This window comes from Rothia sp. HMSC065D02, from assembly GCF_001815285.1.
In the GTDB taxonomy this organism is placed as follows: Bacteria; Actinomycetota; Actinomycetes; order Actinomycetales; family Micrococcaceae; genus Rothia; species Rothia dentocariosa.
Window position 1 is genome coordinate 217,904 of the sequence record NZ_KV820089.1, and the last position, 19,324, is coordinate 237,227.

Here is a 19,324-nt window from a genome sequence, read left to right on the forward strand (position 1 = left end):
GGTAAGCCCCTTCCCCACACCAAGACATGCCAGAACAACAAAAGGTACGCTCATGAGCTCGGAAGACCAGTATTCTTCTGCCCGCACCCGTTCCCAGAACCCAGACCTGCGTCCGCGAATTGCACTCGCCTTTGGGCTTGCTGCAGCGATTGTCGTAATCCAGTTCGTCGGATCTCTTATGACGGGCAGTCTCGCCCTTCTTACCGATACGGCGCACGCGCTCACCGATGCCTCCGGACTGCTAGTCGCTTTGATAGCGGCGACTCTCGCGCTGAAGCCCGCAACGGCACAACGAACCTGGGGATTCCGACGCATCGAAGTTCTTGCAGCACTCGCCCAAGCCACCTTACTGATGGCGGTCGGTCTTTATGCGGCCTTTGAAGGGATTCATCGTCTCTTCGAGCCTCCAGAGGTACCGGCTTCCGAACTTTTGCTCTTCGGCGTCATTGGTTTGGCGGCAAATATTGCCGGAATCATGGTGCTTTCTGGGCGCCGTGATGCGAACTTTAATATGCGCGCTGCGTTCCTTGAAGTCCTCAACGATGCACTTGGTTCCGTGGGCGTCATCGTCTCTTCACTCGTTATAGTCTTCACCGGCTTCATGCAGGCCGATGCCATTGCGGGCTTATTCATTGCGGCGCTAATTGTTCCTCGCGCGGCAAAGCTCATGCGTGAGACCACCGGTGTACTGATGGAGTTCTCTCCCCAAGGGCTGGATCTTGAAGAAGTGCGTCGCCATATATTGACCGTGCCGGGTGTACATGAGGTTCACGATATACATGCCTCAACCATAGCAACGGGTCTGCCCGTACTGACCGCTCATATCGTTATCGCCGATAAATGCTTCACGAATGGTGAGGCCCTGGAAATCTTGCGGCAAGCCCGAACCTGCGTATCCGAGCATTTCGAGGTATCTATTAGCCACTCGACCTTCCAGCTTGAGAATGCGCTTTTCGGGCAGACAGAACCCGAAGAGACCCAACACCCTTAGATACGTGTGACCCATTTAGCCACCCGAAAGGCACAAACAAAAAAGCCTGCCTCATACGAGACAGGCTTAGCTGAGCCCCGACCGGGAATCGATCCCGGGACCTCCATCTTACCAAGATGGCGCTCTACCACTGAGCTATCGGGGCGTAGCGGTGGACGGGCTCGATCCGTCGACCTCACGATTATGAGTCGTGCGCTCTAACCAGCTGAGCTACACCGCCAGAACATCAACCTTGCAGGCCAATGCGAGAGCCCCGACCGGGAATCGATCCCGGGACCTCCATCTTACCAAGATGGCGCTCTACCACTGAGCTATCGGGGCAACAGATAAAAGTTTACAGTATCCTAAACCACCCGCGCAAATAAGGGTTAGGTGTTCTGTGACACTTTGTTTTAGCCCTAAAAATAGGCGTTTTTACACCGTTTATTCGCGGATGCGCCCACCGGTTTTTCCGTCCACAATACCGGCGGGCGCATCCCGCTTTTATGAAATAACGAAACGCCTTATTTTACGGCTAACTTTCACAGACTAGTAGCGTTTACCGTGTGACTTTCCGCGGCGATCATCCCGACCACCACGGTGATCATCGCGACGGGACCGGAACCCGCCATCGCGGCGATCGTTGCGGCGGAAACTGCGGCCACCGCCTCCCTGAGGCCCCCGATCCTTACGGATGTTGATGAACTCACCGGCAATCTTGGTATCACGCAGACGATCGAAGAAACCCTTGGGCAGGTCTTCGGGAAGACCCACGATCGTGAAGTGCTGGCGAATATCGATCGAGCCGATCTGTGAGCCCTTAATACCGCCCTCGTTTGCAAGCGCGCCCACAATGGCAGAGGCTTTAACCCGAGAGGCGCGGCCCACGTTGAGTTTGTAGTTCACCATGCCTTCGTCGCTGTGGTTTCGCCCCTTCTTGGGCCCGCGTTTGCCGCGGTCCTTGGTGTCGTCGGCGAAAGCGCGGGATTTACGGGCAATATCGTCGTTTTCATCGAGGAAGAAGGCGCGACCTTGCTGTGCAATGACGGCGAGCGCGGCGGCAATGTCTTCTGCCGTGGTGTCGTGCTCGTTTTCATAGTCTTCGATGATCTTGCGGAAGAAGTTTAGGTCTTCCGTTTCGATCGTTTCGGTGATCTGCTCGGCGAAGCGCTGTTTACGGCTGCTGTTCACGTCTTGCGCGGTGGGCATATGCATTGGCTCAACCTTTTGACGGGTTGCCTTTTCGATCTGCCGCAGCATGTATTTTTCGCGCGGAGTTACGAAGAGTATCGCTTCGCCGTCGCGTCCGGCTCGACCGGTACGCCCGATGCGGTGCACATAGGATTCGGTGTCGTGCGGAATATCGTAGTTCACCACGAGGGAGATGCGTTCAACATCCAGTCCGCGGGCGGCTACGTCGGTTGCTACGAGAATGTCGATGCGCCCGTCGCGCAGCGCATCCACGGTGCGTTCGCGCAGCTGTTGGGGAATGTCGCCGTTAATAGCTGCCGCTTGGAAACCGCGTGCTTTGAGTTTATCGGCTACTTCTTCGGTTTCTTTTTTGGTGCGCACGAAGACGATAATGCCGTCGTAGTTTTCGACTTCGAGCACGCGGGTCATGGCGTCAAGTTTGTGGGAGTGCATGACCTGCATGTAGCGCTGGCGGATGTTCGCCCCGGTGGTGGTCTTGGTTTTGACGCGCACCTCGGTGGGGTCGTTGAGGTATTGCTGAGCGATTTTGCGGATCGAGTTGGGCATGGTGGCTGAGAAGAGTGCCACCTGTTTGGCGTCCGGGGTACCTTCGAGAATGGTTTCTACGTCTTCGGCGAAGCCCATGCGCAGCATTTCGTCGGCCTCATCCAGTACCAGGTATTGCAGGTTTGAGAGGTCGAGCGAGCCCTTTTCGAGGTGGTCGATCACACGCCCGGGGGTGCCGACGACTACCTGTGCGCCGCGGCGCAGTCCGGCAAGCTGGGGTCCGTAGGGTGAACCGCCGTAGATAGGAAGCACGGTGAAGTCTTCCATGTGGGTTGCGTAGGAGGAGAAGGCCTCGGCAACCTGCAGGGCGAGCTCACGGGTGGGGGCGAGTACAAGCACCTGGGTGTCTCGGGAAACGCCGTTGATATCGGCAAGTTCTGCCATGCGGGAGAGCGCGGGCAGCGCGAAGGCTGCGGTTTTGCCGGTACCGGTCTGGGCCAGACCCACCACATCGTTGCCGTCCAGCAGCAGCGGGATGGTCTGTTCCTGGATGGGGGAAGGTTTCTCGTAGCCGACTTCTTCGAGTGCGGAGAGCACTCGGGGGTCTAGTCCCAGGTCGGTGAATCGGGGGCCTTCTTCGTGGCTTTCGTGAGTGTTGTCTTCAGTATTTTTCTTAGTGGCCGCGTTGTCTTCTCTAGACTCTGCTGTCATGCTTTCTGCAGCTTCTGCTTTATTGTTCGCGGGTTTTTCACCGGTTTCTAGGGAAGATTCTTCAACGGTTTTTTCTACAGATAAGGTCTCTTCGGTATTGCCGAGCGTAGCGCCTTGTTCAGCGTTTTCGGCAGGAATATTTTCAGTCACTTTTTCCTCATTTTGCTGGGGTGTTCGGGCGCACGCTTTTCGGCGCCGTTCGGATTCCCCTACACATTCCAGCCACATTCTGCGCGCCTTATTGTCAGGCGGGCGAGCAAGACAACGCAACCCGGGCATCCGGTAAGGCGGAGGCGCTCAGGGATAGTATTTCTCTACGCTGGGGGTTGGTCTTGAATTTCTCGGTGACACGCAAGTCTCGGCACATCTGGAATGAGGTGCGATGTGTATTGACGCCACGAGGCGGCATAGCATACTGAGTTCGGTGATTTTGAGTTCGGCGCCAAGAATGAGGTTAGTAACCGATTCGACCGGTTGGGGCGCACAAGACCTGTATCGGGGGTACCCGTCTTTATAAGTGTACCCTACTTTGGTGCGGCAACGCGCCGGATGCGCGCAAAACCCCGGTTTTTCACCGCGGGTTCTAAGCAAAATAGCCCCTTCAGGTCATGGAAACATGGATGTGCAAGGCTATTTCCCCATACTACTGCGCGCTTGCGGAATGCAGCGCGCAGGGCGGTGGGATGGGTACGCCTAAGATATTTTACGCACGACCTCAAGGGAACCGTAAGTACCCACCTGCGCATAGGGGTGCCCATAACGGTCAGCAGCATACTGTGCGGTGTTTTGCGGCGGGTTACCTCCCCACGCTGAGCCGCGCTTATCGATCACCACGTAGTCGGGCGCCGGTTCCCCCGCATGCCCAATCCAGTAGACGGTTCGACCCGGAATCAGCTGGGTGAGGGTCGAGAGGTCTGCCGCAACGCTTACATCCTGCGGTACCGCCTCAACCGCCTGCATACGGCTCGTTTCGGAGGCCGTCAGCCGGTTGTTGGTGAACGAAGACTTGGTCAAATCGGCAAGCGGCTGGTCGGATGCGGGCGTAACGGTCGGAATCACCGAGACCAGCAGCGCAACCGCCGGGAAGAACCAGAGCGGAACACGGCGGACGGACTGGCGCAGATTCTCTACCCATCCGATGGGTTTATCCCCGGTTTCTGCCGGTTCATCCTCTGATTCTTCGTCTTCCGCAAGCGGCTTAGGATGCGCCAGCACCTTCCCGTACCGCAAGTTGAGGATAACCTCTAGAAGAGCGAGGAACGCCACGGGCATCAGCACGAGCGAGTAGTGCCAGGTGCTCAGCCAGTACGCCTCCGTATTTGAGAGCAAACGCCACAGGAGCGTGGGTAGAATGACGATAGCGAACGGGCTTGCAACCCAGATGATCGCGCCGCAAAAGAGCAGCAGCAGAATCGTCCAGACCTTCTGGTCATAGTTAAAGATGGTGATCGCAGAACCGAGCGGATCGGCGAAAGCGCCGTATACATCAACCTTATCGCCGTAATCGAACTGCCCGTTGGCGTTAAAGAGCGGAAGAATAAGCGCAACCGCGGCATAAGACCAGAAGAGACCCCAGAGTATCAGCATGGTTGATTCAGCGGCACCCCGCGTCTTAACCCAGGAATTAAAGGTGTTGCGGATGCGCTCACCCCGCGGCAGCGGTTTATCCTCAGGATTCTGGGGGAAGAGCTCGTCGAGCCCTTTGCGTATCCACCCAGTGCGGACGAATGCGACAATACCGATCATCGCGGCAGTAACGCCCATATCTTCTTTGACGAAGGCAAGCGGGGCAGCCCACAGACAAGCACGAATAATATAGCGGGAGCGTTCATCAGCATTGATGCGACCGGCAAGCACCAGATTACCCAGCGCCCCACACAAGAACGGCAGAGCGAACGCAACCTCATGGAACTGCGCAGCCACCGCCTGCTGCACCCCGTAGCTGAGGGCGAAGGCAGCACCCAGAAGAACACCCACAAAAGTTCCTGCGGGTTCGGGTTTGGCGCTTGAGAGGGCACATGCCCGCTGTGTAAACCGCACCATCATATAGACGCTGGCGGCAATCATAAAATTCTGGACCACTAGAAGCGTCAGCGGCGAGGGGAAAACCGCATACACAGGCCCTAAAAGCACCAGAATAGGATGAAAATGATCGCCCCACAGATTAAAATCGGTCCCCTTAATCTGCACAATTGGCATGTCGAAATGCGAATATGCCTGCGCCATCTGCGTGAAAATCGCAAGATCCCATGAAGGGGTAATCCAGTGCTTAAGCTGCTGAACGGAGTAATAGCAATAGAGGGCAAAAACCGCTAGGGCGAGCATAATCGCCACCAGTACTCTGCCCGCGGTCACCGAACGATGTGCCCCGGTATGTTGTGATGCAGAAGTTTTCGCCGATTTCTCGGTAGGTTCCGAGTCGGGTGCACTCACCTCAGCCGCCATGCGTTTTCCTCGTGTTTGTTGTGTTTGGTGCCCGGTGGCAAGCACACACGTTCTTAAGTTACGCTACGTCGCCGGTGCGCCCGCTCACCTGTGAAATATATAGTTACTACTCAGGGTATCCTATTATTAAACGTTATCCCGAGATCTGCGCCTTTTTTACGCAGTTAACTCAAGATATATCTCACGCGCATATTTTCTCCCCTACACGCTAAGGATGCTGTGCCCACCGAATCCGTGCCTGATGCCGCATACCGCATCGAGCTTTCCCGCTTACCGATGCGCACCTCGGCGCTGGCGGCGCGCATCACGGTAGGGATACAGGCGCTTATTTACCCGCACGTTCCTGTGCATGTAGGGCAGACACTCGGTCGTTTACAGCGCGGCCCGACCGATCCGACTTTTCACCGTCTGCGTGCCCCGCGTTCTGAGCGCTCACACGCGGCAGACGATACTCTGTGGATCGGGGCGCGCACGCCGTCCCTGCAGCTGCCTGCGACACTGCACTTTACTCGTCGTTTCGAGGGCGCAACCTCTGCGCTGAATGCTCCGGTTCAGGTTTGCCTGTGGGCGGAGTTCTCCCCCGCTATATCCGACGATGCATTCCCCGCCGAACAGGTCTATAGCGAGCTTGAAGACTTTGCCTCCCTTATGCCCGCGTGGCTGGGCCTGCACGATCCCCGAGAAGAATTTGCGAAGCTCCCCGCTTTTGAGCATCTGCCGCTGAAAATTCGGCGTGCTTATCGCGAGAATCCGGGGCTGCGGCTGAGCGCATCCGGGCAGCTTACCCGGCATATGTTAGCGGCGATCGTAGAACAGCGGGTGACCCAACCGGAGGCTTTTGACGCGCTGCGCTGGATTATCATGCGATACGGCGAGGCCGCACCTTTCAGCGGCAATTCGGCACAGCCTCCTCATCTGCGGGTGTACCCTACTGCTCAGGTTCTAGGCACAATTCCCTCATGGGATTGGCATCGTGCGCGGGTAGATTCCGCCCGATACAGCGCGGTTTACCATTTTGCCCAACGTGCCGATGCACTCGAACGCCTTGGGGCAACCGGTCGTATCGTACACCTTGCGGCGGCTCTCGACGATATTCCGGGGGTTGGTCCCTGGTCGGTGGCGGAAGCTCTTCAAGGTTTCTGCGGGCATCCGGATGCTGTCAGCGTGGGCGACTACCACTTAGCGCATACAGTGGGGTTTGCTTTTACGGGAGAACGCACCGACGACGCCGGAATGCTTCGCCTGCTTGCCCCTTACGCCGGTCATCGGCAGCGGGTTGTGCGCCTTATTCAGGAGGCGGGCATTCGCAAACCCAGGTATGGTGCGCGTATCAGTATTCCGGATTACCGGGATTTTTAATATGCGTGTGGAGCCGGTACCGTAAAAAGTACCGACTCCACACGCATAAACCACCCTTCACCGGGCGGGTTTATCACCTAACTATCTCTATGATGAAATGGCTAGTTCTGCTCTGCAGTTGCCATTTCTTCACGAACCTTATCCATATCGAGTTCGCGGATCGAAGTAATCACCTGCTCAAACTGGGACTCATTGAGCGCACCGGGCTGGGAGAAGACGAGAATACCGCCGCGGAAACCCATAATGGTGGGAATGGAGGTAATGCCTGCGGCCTGTGCCAGCTGACTCTGATCCTCGGTATCCACCTTGCCGAAGACGATATCGCTGTACTTCTCGGAGGCTGCCTCGTAGACGGGAGCGAACTGCTTGCAGGGACCGCACCAGTCTGCCCAGAAATCGAGGAATACGATATCGTTACCCTCGACAGTCGAGGTAAGGTTCTGCTGGGTGATTTCAATAGTAGCCATGGAGATAACGCTACACCCTGCACGTACATTGCGCTAATTTTTCACTCACAGACTAATAAATAGTTTAAAGCGCGTCATAAACCCTATTTTTTTGCCGTGAGCGGGCATTTTTGTCGGGTGTGCGAGGGTGCCAGATGCAAAGAACCCGGCTACCGAAGTAACCGGGTTCTTTTTAGGGTGGCAGATGAGGGATTCGAACCCCCGTAGGCTGTGCCAGCTGATTTACAGTCAGCCCCCTTTGGCCGCTCGGGTAATCTGCCGAACTAGCTAGGCTAGAAGTTCGCTCAAGCGAACAGAGACTACTGTACAGGTTTTTAATGAACTTGTGAAGCCAGAGCCTAGCTTTGTGACGAATACAACTTTTTGGGCTGTTTTTCGTTTTCGGAGGCTATTTTTCAGGCGAGTTTACAGGTCGCCGTCCTGCTCCATCAGAAGCGTAATTTCCAAATGCTCAAGATAGCGTAGCGCCTGTTCAACTGTGCACATCTCGCTTCGAATCTCACGAGCAAGATCGCGCCGCACTCCCTCGAAGCGGGCAACGAGTTTGGGATCTGTCAGCGTTGAGCCGATTCCCTCGAAGGCAGGAGGCTCAACAACATCCGAAGAATCTTCGCTCTGAACCGCATCCACTCGCTCTGCCTCAGGGATGTTCTCAGGTTCAGAACCAATCGAACTGTAGAGGTCAAGGAACAGCAGGGCTTCAGCATCGCGAGCTTCTTCGCGATTCACGCTGCCGGTCGTTGACGAGTATTGTGTAGCCATGTTTCCATTCTGGATGTTCAAGGTTAACAACAGCTGAGAAACGCATCAAAGAACCTGAAAATTATCTGTGAGCGCAACAGAAAACAGGTATTCTATGAGGGACAGATACCGTCGTATTCCGCACAAACACAACGAAAGGACATAGTTTTATGGCAAGCGAATCTTCTTTCGATATTGTCTCAAAAGTTGATAAACAAGAGGTCGCCAACGCCCTGCACCAGGCACAAAAAGAGGTTTCGCAGCGTTACGATTTCCGCGGTGTCGGTGCTGAGATCGACTTCTCAGGCGAGAAGATTCTCATTAAGGCAAACGCCCAAGAACGAGCTCTCGCGGTGCTCGACGTTTTCCAATCAAAGCTCGTCAAGCGCGGTATTTCGCTAAAGTCCCTGGACGCAGGCGACCCCTACGCTTCGGGTAAAGAGACCCGCATCGAATGCTCCATCAAGGAAGGTATCGCACAGGATCAGGCTAAGAAGATTTCCAAGCTGATCCGCGATGAAGGACCTAAGGGTGTGAAGGCTACGATTCAGGGCGATGAGCTACGTGTGTCCTCAAAGTCTCGTGATGATCTGCAGAGCGTGATTTCACTGCTTAAAGGCGCAGATCTTGACGTTGATCTGCAGTTCGTGAATTATCGCTAGACACCTCTGCTGTGCACGTAGCATCAGTGCACCATTAAGGCGGGGCGGTTACCAGTTTTGGTAACCGCCCCGCCTTTCATCTATAAGACAAACACGTACGCAGGTTTTATAGCTGACCGTTATCGCGCGCCATCTGCTGCAGGCGGGCGATGCGTTTATCCATCGGTGGGTGAGTAGACATGAGGTTCTTCAGGCCACCGAAGGGGTTCGCAATCATAGATGCCGAGGTATTCACAACCTGCTGATTCTTGGGATCCATAGGGTAGAGCGAAACACCCTTCTCCAACTTATTCAGGGCGGAGGCAAGCGCAATCGGATCGCCCGTGAGCTTTGCACCGTCTTCATCGGCATCGTATTCGCGGGTACGGCTGATAGCCATCTGAATAACCGCCGTAGCAATGGGAGCCAGAAGCGACATCAGGATTATACTCAAGAAGTTTCCGCCGCCGCGCTCACGGTTCCCGCCCATCATGGAGCCAAAACCAACAATCTGTGCCGCCGCCGTAATCAGGGTTGCGATACCGGCTGCCACCGAGCTTGTAAGAATATCGCGGTTGTAGACGTGCATGAGCTCGTGCCCAAGCACACCGCGCATTTCGCGTTCGTCAAGAAGCTGCAAGATACCCTCGGTACAGCAGACGGCGGCATTGCGCGGGTTGCGCCCGGTCGCGAAGGCGTTTGGAGTCTGGGTGGGTGCCACATATAGGCGCGGCATAGGCTGCCCGGCGCGCGAGGAAAGTTCCTCGACGATGTCATACAGAACCGGAACCTCCTCGCGGGTAACGGCGTAGGCGTTCATGGAACGCAGCGCGAGTTTATCGGAGTTCCAGTATGAATATGCAACGGTACCCAAGCTCACAAGGGCGAAACCCCAGATAAAAATTGAGCTGCGGAAGTATGTTGAAAGGCCGCCGCCGATAAGCATCAGCAGACCGACCATGCCGCCCAGCAGAAGGGCGGTCTTAAGCCCGTTATAGTGTTTGTGCATTGCGTGTACCTTTAGAAATCGTGTTGCCGTGAACGTATTAGATTACAGCATACGGGATATATATATGAGGCAGACATCCAGATTCGCCACCAGCGTGTATTTCGTATTCTCGCATCCACAGGTTCCTCGAATGCGAGCAAGGTCACATGAAGTCTCGAAGTGTTCTGTTATCCCCCAGAAATTCGCAGTTTTAGCGACATAGTGTCATGGTGAAAGTACCCCGAACACGACTCTTATTATGAATTTATCGTAATTGTAATTGTGAAAAAGTCAGATTAACGGTAGAGTATTGTTCATGACCGAACCCCTAGATACGAACGCACACCCGGAACCCGAGCACCCTCTTCACGGATGCTCCCACACCGGCGTGCTACCGTTGGCAGCAGAATCCGCGACCGAACTTCTCACGGAATCTTGGTCGCAAAACTTGCGCGCTAAGGGGCGCAGGGTCACGAAACAGCGGCTTGCTGTTCTACGTGCGGTTCAGGCTCATCCCCATGCCAATGCCGAGGAAATAGTTACCGCTGTGCGGCAAGAGATTCCTACCATTACCGTGCAGTCGGTGTATGTGATCCTCACGGATCTGACGAATATCGACATGCTGCGTAAGTTTGAGCCGCCGGGAACCCCAGGGCTCTATGAGACTCGCACGGGCGATAACCATCACCACGCATTCTGCATTCGCTGCGGAAAAGTTCAGGATGTAGACTGCGCTATCGGCTCAGCGCCCTGCCTAACTCCCAGCGACTTCCACGGCATGGCGATTATCAGCGCAGATGTACTGTATCGAGGCGTCTGCGCAGACTGTCAAACTGAGGCAGAAGCAGAACTGGCGAAGAGCCAGGTGCAAGCCGCAGCGAGCGTTCAGCACTAACGAACCACATTCCCACACCTTACTCCGGGCGTGAAACAGCGCCTCGGTGTTCGTTAGCTGCACCCTAAAACAGGAAGAATGCTCGTCGAAAACCACATAGCATCACCAAAAACACAGGGAGAAGCAAATATGTATCAGACCCCGCAGAACCCCATTCATCCCGGTTCTTACACCACCACGAGCACTGGCACGCCGGTGGCTTCAGATGATCATTCGCTCACCGTGGGAGCTGATGGTCCCATCGTTCTGCACGATGCTTACGCTGTTGAAAAGCTCGCTCAGTTCAACCGTGAGCGTGTGCCCGAGCGTGTGGTGCACGCGAAGGGAACCGGCGCATACGGCTACTTTGAAACCACCGAAGATGTTTCGCAGTACACCCGTGCGGCGCTCTTTCAGCCGGGCGTTAAAACCGAGCTGCTGATTCGTTTCTCAACCGTGGCGGGCGAATCCGGCTCCCCCGATACCTGGCGTGACCCACGCGGTTTCGCGGTGAAATTCTACACCACCGAAGGCAACTACGACCTGGTAGGCAACAACACTCCTATCTTCTTCATTCGCGACGCCATCAAGTTCCCCGACTTCATCCACTCGCAGAAGCGTATGCCCGGTTCGGGTCTGCGCGATAACGATATGCAGTGGGATTTCTGGAGCCTAAACCCCGCATCAGCACATCAGGTAACCTGGCTGATGGGCGACCGCGGTTTGCCCCGAACCCTGCGCCATATGGATGGCTTCGGATCGCACACCTACCAGTGGATTAACTCCGAAGGCGAGCGCTTCTGGGTTAAGTACCACTTCAAGACCGAGCAGGGCAACGAGTTCTTCACCCAGGCTCAGGCCGATGAAATGGCAGGCAAGGATGCTGACTTCCACCGCCGCGACCTGCGCGAGGCTATCGAGCGCGGCGACTACCCCGCCTGGACGCTCTATGTGCAGATCATGCCCTATGAGGACGCGAAGACCTACCGCATTAACCCCTTCGATCTGACGAAGATTTGGCCGCACTCAGATTACCCGCTGATCAAGGTGGGTCGCATGGTGCTGGATCGCAACCCTCAGAACTTCTTCGCCGAGATCGAGCAGGCTGCCTTCTCCCCCTCGAACTTTGTGCCCGGTATCGCGGCTTCGCCCGATAAGATGCTGCTCGGTCGTATCTTCTCCTACCCGGATGCGCATCGCTACCGCATCGGCACCAACTTCGCACAGCTGCCCGTGAACGCACCACACGCAGCGCCGGTGAACAACTATTCGCATGACGGTTCGATGCGTTATAACTTCAACGACCCGTCCGTTCCGACCTACGCGCCGAATAGTCTGGGTGGACCGCATGCAGATGCGGCACGCGCTGGCGAAGGTAGCTGGGAGTCTGATGGCGAGCTGGTACGCACCGCCTACACCCTGCGCCCGGATGATGATGATTTCTCGCAGGCACGCACCCTCTACGAGGTAACCATGAACGACGAAGAACGCGAACGCCTGATCAGCAACATCTCCGGTCACGTAGGCGCTGTTCGTTCCGACGAGATTCGTGAACGCGCGTTCCAATACTGGGATAGCGTTCACCCTGAGCTCGGTTCTCGTGTTCGCGAGGCCGTGGCAGCCGCCGCATCTGGTTCGTAAGATACGGCAGCGTCTGTTCTCCTGTAGGTTCGAGAACATGACGCACGGCTGCAGCATGGGGCCGGTGACTTTCAGTGAGGTGGAGTCACCGGCCCCATATTTTAAACCCGTTTACAGGATTACAACCCTCTCCAAACGCAAAATCGCCCGGAAGAGACAACACCGTGTGGGTGTTTCTTCCGGGCGATTTTAGCGTGACGGGTTTTACGAACTATGCGGATGCACTAGCACCAGCGGGAGAAGCGCCGAAGACCGCTTCCTGTTCACGCACAATATCGAGGAGCTCGCGGATCTGCTTGATGTCGAGCACAGCGCTGGGGTTGAAGTAATTGATCTGAATACCCGGGGCATTGAGCTGTTCCGCGAGGGTCAGCACCTCAATCGCATGCGCTACACGCACCTCAATCGCAGGGTCGATAGCGGCAACTTCAATCGGCGAGGTGAACGCCAGCATATTCGTGGGGTTGCCTTCATCATCGGGGACGAATGCTGGCCCCTGTACCTTACTCTTGGGGTCAATCGCCACCACCAGAATAGAGTTTGGTGCCACCAACGAACCGAGAAGCTGCTGCATATTGTCGTTGATAAGAGCCATTTTCGCGCCGTCGTTACGGGGCGAGTTCACAACCCACTGCACCTGGGCGCGCTCAATATAGCATTCGTGGTTGGAACCCGGATCTATCGCAATCAGATCAAGGTCGGGGTTGCTCAAGAAATCCATGAAAATCTTGACGGCGGGTTCGCGCAGAATCAGCTCGTCATCGTCGGAGTTTTCACGCATGTAGCTCTTCGAAACGTACTCTGCCGACGAGAATACGCATAGCGCCTGCATCCCGTTTTCAAGGCGAATAACCTGGTAGCGCAGCTGCGATTCGGGACCAATATCAAGGTGCCCTGCGGGAACAATAGTTGAGCCGGAAGCATCCACGAGCAAATCGCCGCCGAGCATGGTGCGCACTACGTTAATGAGGGTTCGCTCTTTGACATCCTTCTTGAAAGCTTCGAGTGCAGCGGCGAGGTAGGGATTGGGGATCTCGTAATCGGTTTCTTTATGCAAACCTGAAACATCGCGAGCACGACCGTGCATACGTTCGGTCGCCCAAGCAGGAATACGCTCGGAATCGCGCGGGAACATGTGCAGATGCTCACGTACATCTGAAGCACTCAGGGTTCCTTCAGTACCCCAGTTTTCCGGTTCTTCGTCGCGGTTATAGGATGCCCCCACGCTGAACTTCGGTTCGGGCCAGTTATTGGCCGCCACCACCACAGATGCGGTAAACCAGGTGCCGCGGTTGCCGTCGTAGGCGGCGCGCTGGAGCTTGCGAAGATCGGGCAGTACGGGCGAATCCTCCTTGAGGGGGCCCACCGAACCGATGTACTCTTCGCCGTCACGGAATTCACGCACGCGAATATAGACCTGCCCGGCGAGGGGTTTTACGTCGAGGATCATCTCGCTCCACCCGGGCTCAGCCTTGACGACATCAAGAAGCCAGCTACCGATACGGTTGAGCGCATCCTGGGTGCGGGCGGCTCTACTCGTCGGTTCAGAACGTCGGGTATCCGTCATGGTTTTCCATTCCTTTATCGTCAGCTTGCATCTTAGGTCCCGGCGGGAAGCTACCCGCTACTCTATTGATTTTAGCGAAGCATCCGCCGTCACGCCGATTTATAACGTCATGATAGGTTAGGGAACACACTTTTGCGTGTGTGCTCTAGCATCGGTTACCGAGTTGTCTCTTGTTCAAATTTTTTCTCCATCCGACCCACAAAATTGGTGCAGTTTGTGGGTACTCACACCAAAAAGGTTGTTACCCTTAACCTATGACGAATTCTTTGCAGGATCTTATTGACGCATCAATCTTTATCTCGACCGAATACCAGGCGCGGTTGGCTGAACTTATTGGGTCTGCTGACTACGACGTAAACTTCGCCGAACAGTCCCTCACGTTCAAGGCCGCCGATCCGGTGTCTTTTCAACCCTACCTGCTCGGTACCGAATCTGAAAACCGTGGAACCTGGATTTGGTCATGGCAGCAATTGGGATATTTTCCAAATGCGGTAGTCTCAGCGGCGCTGCAGGCGCGAGATGCCGGTGAACGCGACTCAGTTCTGGAGCTGAGTACCGACGAAATTCCGCTCTCAGAGGGATTGGCGCGTCGCCTGACTTTGGCAACTAAGACGGTGACCGGTTTGTACGCCCACTATCCCCTGCCGTCGGGGTCTGTGCGGGCATGGAGCCTGATCGACAGCCCCGAACTGACCCTGGATGCGCCCACGTACAAAGGTGTAGGGCGCGTGATTGCGAAGGCTCTGCAAAGCGAAGATATTCACGATCATCCACTCGCCGTTAATTCTTATGCGCGTCAGCGCGGGTTCCATACCGCTTGGGATACCGAGGCCACCGTGGTACTCACCATGACCGACGGCGCCCTGCGGCTATGGTTCGATGAGGGGCGCATCAGCGGTATCGAGCGCGCAAAGCCCGAGGTTACCGCCCAAGAACTTGCGCAGCTTGCCGCAGAGGCTGAGCAGTACCGTGCGGAATTGGCGGCTGAACGCACCGAAGTTGAGCAGGCTGCCGCTGCCGAGGCTGCAGAGCAGGTGGCTCTGCGCGAACAGCAGTCGGCAGAGCGTGCGGCAGCACGTGCCGAAGCCGAGCAGGCACCCGCCGTTCAGGAACCCGAGGACGCCCAGACGCCTAAGGACGCACAGGCAGCAAAGAGCGCCCCCGCACAGGAAAATGCACAACCGGAAGAAGCAGCACCGGCTCAGCCTCAGGCTCCCGCGGCGGCCGCAAAGCGCGCTGTACCCGCTGGCGCATCGCAGAAACCGGTGGCGGGTGTACGCACGACCGAGAACCTCTACCCGGATACCGAGGCTCCCTTCGATCAGGATCCGCGCGAGGATTCCGAGCACGGTCGCGTAACGGTCAATACCCTACCCGGCGATGTTGTTCCGAACGCTGCCGCGGCACAGACCGGCGCACCTGCGGGTCAGGCTAAGGCGGCGAAGCCCGGTGCCTCCGATGCCTCGAAGTCCCGCACATCGATCACCCCGCGCGCAGCTGGCAAACCCGGCGCGAGTGCAGGTCAGGGACAGGCAGCTCCTCAGCCCGGCGCACAGAAGCCCGCTGCGGCAGGTGCCCAGCAGCAGCCGAAGCAGGCGCCCAAACCTGCCGCTTCAGGTACCGACGTATCCGCACCGCAGACCGAGAGCACCCCGGCAACTGCAATTCCGGTGATCAAGCCCGCCGAGCAGAAGGCCGATCAGCACGAGGAACAGGAGCAGACTCAGGAAACCGGCAAGAAGAAGGGCTTCTTCTCGCGGTTCTTCGGTCTGTAGACAACGCGATATCAGCAGGCATACAGGGTCTTTAATCCGTACCTGCGGCATATTATCCTGACCTAGAAATTTCATCATTCCGGTGGGGCGCAACGCTGTATTATGTTGCGCCCCATCGGCGTTTAATAGGCAACTCCCCTCCGCCAGCCGATACCTCGCACTCGTGCAAGAGTGCGGTGAAGAGTAGAGTTGTTAGAAGTTCACATCTCATCTTTCGTTCACAGGTAGGGAGGAGCCCTCACACTATGGCGCAGAACGCTCACAGCGCTACAGCACCCGCATCAGGCACGGCGGCACACGCTGCACAGACCCGCAATGGTTTTATCTGCCTTTTTACCACCTACGCGATCTGGGGTATGCTGCCGCTGTATTTCTATCTCATGGCGTCTTCGTCTGCGCTGGAGATTGTGCTCTCGCGTGTGATTTTTTCGCTGGCGTTCTGCGCGGTTCTGCTCCCTATTTTTCGGTTGACCAAGCCATTTAACCGGGCGGTGCGTACTCCGCGCACTATGGGTATTTTGACGGTGGCGTCTTTGCTGATTGGCGCGAACTGGATGATCTATGTGTACTCCACCACGCACGGGCATACGATCGACATGTCGCTGGGGTATTTTATTAACCCGCTGGTCTCCGTGGCGTTGGGGGTCGTGTTCCTGCACGAGCGGCTGCGAAAAGTTCAGTGGATCGCTATTGGGATTTCGACCGTGGCGGTGCTGATTATGAGCGTGGTGTACGGACAGATTCCGTGGCTGGGTTTGGGTGTTGCCTTCACCTTCGGAACGTATGGGCTGCTCAAGGCGCGGGTGGGGTCGAGTGTGCATCCGGTGGTGTCGCTATCGCTTGAGACTTTTATTTTGCTTCCGGTGGCGCTCGTGGTGCTGTGGTGGATGAATACGCAGGGACAACTCACATTGTTTTCGCAAGGCCCCGGGCATTTCTGGCTGCTCGCTTCCACCGGCATTGTCACGGTAACTCCGCTGGTTCTTTTCTCGGCGGCGGCGCGGGCGCTGCCTCTGTCGGTGATCGGCATGGTGCAGTATATGGGCCCGACCATTCAGTTCTTCCTGGCGCTCTTCGTGCTGCACGATAGGATTACCCCGGATAAGTGGATTGGCTTATCTCTGATTTGGGTGGCTATCGTAATTTTCACGGTGGATGCGGTGCGCGCCTCACGCACCTCGCGCCCGTCGAAACTCACGGCGGTCGAGACCGGCATGATCCCTATTGTGCAGATTTCTCAGTCCTCTGAGGGTGGCGAAGACCGCGAGCAGAACTATCTTCTGGATGCGGTGCAGCTCTCGCCCGAAGACACCGAGGATTCTGCGGCGAACGCCCGCGATAAATCCTGAATTCTTGCCGTACATGCATAAAAGTGTTGGCATGAGGACCGATCAGAGTCCTCATGCCAACACTTTTTATTCGCGCCGAATGCGCGAGTATTCTATGTTTTTACGTGCCGGGCACGGTCCGCAGACATGCCCGCGCGACGGTATTATTCGGTGGCTGCCTGCTCGACAGCATCATCCTCAGGTTCTTCGGGGTGCCTGCTCAGGTTTACGAGGGCAAACACCAGGCCGCCCCAGATAATGAGGATTGCCACGATCATCATAGCGATAGCTGCACCGCTCATTATGCCTCCTCACCCTGTGCTTTTGCATGTGCTTTCAGCGCGGCATCGTCCACATGCGTGTGGGCGAGTTTACCGCCGATAACGGGCGGTGCCGGGGGTTCCTCGGCGGCGCGTGACTTATGCGACCACGGCAGGAATGAAATCACGATGGAACCAACGATCAGGAGTACGACCATGCCCCAGCCGAAGATACCAAGCAAATCTGCAGGGTACCCTCCATGGGGTTCGGCAATTGTCTTCACGAGCGTGGAGATCAGGCTGTACCCCAGGATCAGCGGGGTAACGCCCGCCAAGAGAATCATCCAGATCCAACCCACTTTGAAGGAGGAAACAGAGTTTAGGTGCTCCCGCAGGGTCGGCAGAGCCCGCACGCCATAGGTGATCACGACAATAGAGGTGAGGCCAGCGGCAAGAATGCCAAAGTTATTCACGAAGGTATCGAGTATATCCAGCATGTACAGGCCGGATGCGGTGGGCATCAGCAGTGTCGAGATAATCGCCAGCGGGATAATCACGATCATAGTCGAGGTCAGGCGTGAGGTGCCTGCTTTATCCTGTACACCGGCGATAATGACCTCAAGAATTGAGATGAGCGAGGTGAACCCTGCGAAGAGGAGCGAACCGAAGAACAGGAACCCGATGAGCGCCCCCGCTGGCGCCTGGGAAATAATGGTGGGAAAGGCAATGAAAGCCAAACCTATTCCTTCTTCGACAACTTTATCCACGGCGATGCCCTGTGCCTGCGCCATGAAGCCCAGCGCCGCGAACACGCCGATACCCGCCAGCAGCTCAAATCCGGAGTTGGCGAAGCCCACGACGGCACCCGAGCCGGTCAGGTCGGTCTTGGGCTTCAGGTAGGATGCGTAAGTCACCATAATGCCAAAGCCAATGGAGAGCGAGAAGAAGATCTGTCCGTAGGCGGCGACCCACACCTCGCCATTGGTTAGCGCACCCCAGTTGGGAGTGAACAGAGTGTTCAGGCCGTTCATCGCGCCGGGCAGGGTGAGCGAGTACGCGACCAGACCCACGAACATAAAGATCAGCAGGGGCATAAACACCACATTGGCGGCACCCACGCCTTTTTGTACGCCCAGCGCCATGATGACGATCAGGGAAATCCACACCAGCACGAGCGGAATGAGAATGCCGGGGTTAAAGTCAAAGGAAAGCTTCGGATCCCCCACTTTCAGGAAGTCCTTCATGAAGAAAGTTTTCGCGTCGCTGCCCCATTCCTGGTTGAATGAGAAAATCATGTACCGCACTGCCCAGGCGATAACTGCGGCATAGTAGATGGCAATAACCGCGCTAATGCCCATATGCCACCAACCGATAAACTCGGTTTTGCGGTTGAGGCGGCGGAATGCCAACGGAGACGATGCGCGCCCGCGGTGGCCAATCGCGTAGTCGAAGAAGAGGAAGGTGAGGCCTGCGGTCAGCAACGCCACGATGTACGGGATCATGAAGGCGCCGCCACCGTTCTTGTAAGCAACAGCGGGGAAACGCCAAATATTTCCCAGACCAACAGCTGAGCCGATGGCGGCAAAAAGGAAGACCCTGCGGCTGGAGAAGCCTTCACGCTTCGCCGGGGTCTTGGCGGGTTTTGTACCCATGATAGTGGTTACCTCGGTCTAGATGTTCATGTATGCACGTCACGCGACGATGCGCCTTGAGGGTAGATGGGGCATGTCGTCGTGAACGGAGGCGCGCTAGGGTTTGGGCGCGACTCTCCGGGTGCTCTGTGCTCTCAATGATGTGTGGGCACAGACGTTCTTTAGGTTTACCTGATGTAGGCTATTTGGTCAATGATAGCCCATCAT

Annotated in this window: 15 protein-coding genes and 4 tRNA genes; 7 read left to right on the forward strand and 12 right to left on the reverse strand. The window is 56.3% G+C overall.

The window, feature by feature from the left end; translation table 11 throughout:
• The first annotated feature begins 52 nt into the window (after positions 1 to 52).
• On the forward strand, positions 53 to 991 hold the full coding sequence (locus HMPREF3016_RS05085; RefSeq protein ID WP_004005385.1) for a cation diffusion facilitator family transporter: 939 nt from the start codon (positions 53 to 55) through the stop codon (positions 989 to 991).
• Positions 992 to 1,064: 73 nt separating this feature from the next.
• On the opposite strand, the gene HMPREF3016_RS05090 is transcribed toward HMPREF3016_RS05085, so the two are convergent.
• From HMPREF3016_RS05090 to HMPREF3016_RS05110, 5 genes are all read right to left on the reverse strand, one after another.
• Positions 1,065 to 1,136: transfer RNA gene (locus HMPREF3016_RS05090), tRNA-Thr, on the reverse strand.
• Between the two features lies 1 nt (position 1,137).
• A tRNA-Met gene (locus tag HMPREF3016_RS05095) sits at positions 1,138 to 1,211 on the reverse strand.
• A 29-nt stretch (positions 1,212 to 1,240) separates the two neighbouring features.
• Positions 1,241 to 1,312, reverse strand: a tRNA-Thr gene (locus HMPREF3016_RS05100).
• A 207-nt stretch (positions 1,313 to 1,519) separates the two neighbouring features.
• Positions 1,520 to 3,607, reverse strand: coding sequence for a DEAD/DEAH box helicase (locus HMPREF3016_RS05105; protein ID WP_070627547.1), 2,088 nt, complete (start codon positions 3,605 to 3,607; stop codon positions 1,520 to 1,522).
• Positions 3,608 to 4,072: 465 nt separating this feature from the next.
• Positions 4,073 to 5,824, reverse strand: coding sequence for a DUF2079 domain-containing protein (locus tag HMPREF3016_RS05110; protein ID WP_070740673.1), 1,752 nt, complete (start codon positions 5,822 to 5,824; stop codon positions 4,073 to 4,075).
• Positions 5,825 to 6,043: 219 nt separating this feature from the next.
• Between HMPREF3016_RS05110 and HMPREF3016_RS05115 the strand changes: the two genes are divergently transcribed.
• Positions 6,044 to 7,183, forward strand: coding sequence for a DNA-3-methyladenine glycosylase family protein (locus HMPREF3016_RS05115; protein WP_246828463.1), 1,140 nt, complete (start codon positions 6,044 to 6,046; stop codon positions 7,181 to 7,183).
• 101 nt (positions 7,184 to 7,284) lie between these two features.
• Here the strand turns inward: HMPREF3016_RS05115 and HMPREF3016_RS05120 are convergent, their stop codons facing one another.
• The 3 genes from HMPREF3016_RS05120 to HMPREF3016_RS05130 form a co-directional block, all read right to left on the reverse strand.
• Positions 7,285 to 7,650 (reverse strand): thioredoxin family protein, encoded by a 366-nt coding sequence (locus HMPREF3016_RS05120; protein ID WP_004005389.1) that lies wholly within the window; start codon positions 7,648 to 7,650, stop codon positions 7,285 to 7,287.
• Positions 7,651 to 7,828: 178 nt separating this feature from the next.
• Positions 7,829 to 7,910, reverse strand: a tRNA-Tyr gene (locus tag HMPREF3016_RS05125).
• 145 nt (positions 7,911 to 8,055) lie between these two features.
• The gene (locus HMPREF3016_RS05130) at positions 8,056 to 8,412 is read right to left on the reverse strand and encodes a hypothetical protein (protein ID WP_048753678.1); all 357 of its coding nucleotides are present in this window, start codon (positions 8,410 to 8,412) and stop codon (positions 8,056 to 8,058) included.
• Between the two features lie 149 nt (positions 8,413 to 8,561).
• On the opposite strand from HMPREF3016_RS05130, the gene HMPREF3016_RS05135 reads away from it, so the two are divergent.
• On the forward strand, positions 8,562 to 9,053 hold the full coding sequence (locus HMPREF3016_RS05135) for a YajQ family cyclic di-GMP-binding protein (protein WP_048753676.1): 492 nt from the start codon (positions 8,562 to 8,564) through the stop codon (positions 9,051 to 9,053).
• Between the two features lie 106 nt (positions 9,054 to 9,159).
• Here the strand turns inward: HMPREF3016_RS05135 and htpX are convergent, their stop codons facing one another.
• Positions 9,160 to 10,041 carry a zinc metalloprotease HtpX gene (gene htpX / locus HMPREF3016_RS05140; RefSeq protein ID WP_004005394.1) on the reverse strand — a complete coding sequence of 294 codons (882 nt, stop codon included), beginning with the start codon at positions 10,039 to 10,041 and terminating at the stop codon, positions 9,160 to 9,162.
• Between the two features lie 295 nt (positions 10,042 to 10,336).
• On the opposite strand from htpX, the gene HMPREF3016_RS05145 reads away from it, so the two are divergent.
• Both HMPREF3016_RS05145 and HMPREF3016_RS05150 read left to right on the forward strand, forming a co-directional pair.
• On the forward strand, positions 10,337 to 10,915 hold the full coding sequence (locus tag HMPREF3016_RS05145; protein ID WP_004005395.1) for a Fur family transcriptional regulator: 579 nt from the start codon (positions 10,337 to 10,339) through the stop codon (positions 10,913 to 10,915).
• 129 nt (positions 10,916 to 11,044) lie between these two features.
• Entirely contained in the window at positions 11,045 to 12,535 is a 1,491-nt protein-coding gene (locus HMPREF3016_RS05150; protein WP_070741101.1) for a catalase, read from the forward strand.
• Positions 12,536 to 12,746: 211 nt separating this feature from the next.
• On the opposite strand, the gene HMPREF3016_RS05155 is transcribed toward HMPREF3016_RS05150, so the two are convergent.
• Positions 12,747 to 14,102 carry an SseB family protein gene (locus HMPREF3016_RS05155; protein WP_048753674.1) on the reverse strand — a complete coding sequence of 452 codons (1,356 nt, stop codon included), beginning with the start codon at positions 14,100 to 14,102 and terminating at the stop codon, positions 12,747 to 12,749.
• Positions 14,103 to 14,356: 254 nt separating this feature from the next.
• On the opposite strand from HMPREF3016_RS05155, the gene HMPREF3016_RS05160 reads away from it, so the two are divergent.
• A complete protein-coding gene (locus HMPREF3016_RS05160; protein WP_070740677.1) occupies positions 14,357 to 15,877 on the forward strand; it encodes a DUF6882 domain-containing protein in 1,521 nt (506 codons plus the stop codon).
• 245 nt (positions 15,878 to 16,122) lie between these two features.
• Positions 16,123 to 17,226: an EamA family transporter RarD gene (gene rarD / locus HMPREF3016_RS05165; RefSeq protein ID WP_070740679.1), complete on the forward strand. Its 1,104-nt coding sequence runs from the start codon at positions 16,123 to 16,125 to the stop codon at positions 17,224 to 17,226.
• Between the two features lie 143 nt (positions 17,227 to 17,369).
• Here the strand turns inward: rarD and HMPREF3016_RS10765 are convergent, their stop codons facing one another.
• Positions 17,370 to 17,507 carry a methionine/alanine import family NSS transporter small subunit gene (locus HMPREF3016_RS10765; RefSeq protein ID WP_080513847.1) on the reverse strand — a complete coding sequence of 46 codons (138 nt, stop codon included), beginning with the start codon at positions 17,505 to 17,507 and terminating at the stop codon, positions 17,370 to 17,372.
• Positions 17,507 to 19,117, reverse strand: a complete 1,611-nt coding sequence (locus HMPREF3016_RS05170) for a sodium-dependent transporter (RefSeq protein WP_070740682.1) — start codon at positions 19,115 to 19,117, stop codon at positions 17,507 to 17,509. The genes HMPREF3016_RS10765 and HMPREF3016_RS05170 overlap by 1 nt, the downstream gene beginning before the upstream one ends.
• Between the last annotated feature and the right edge of the window lie 207 nt (positions 19,118 to 19,324).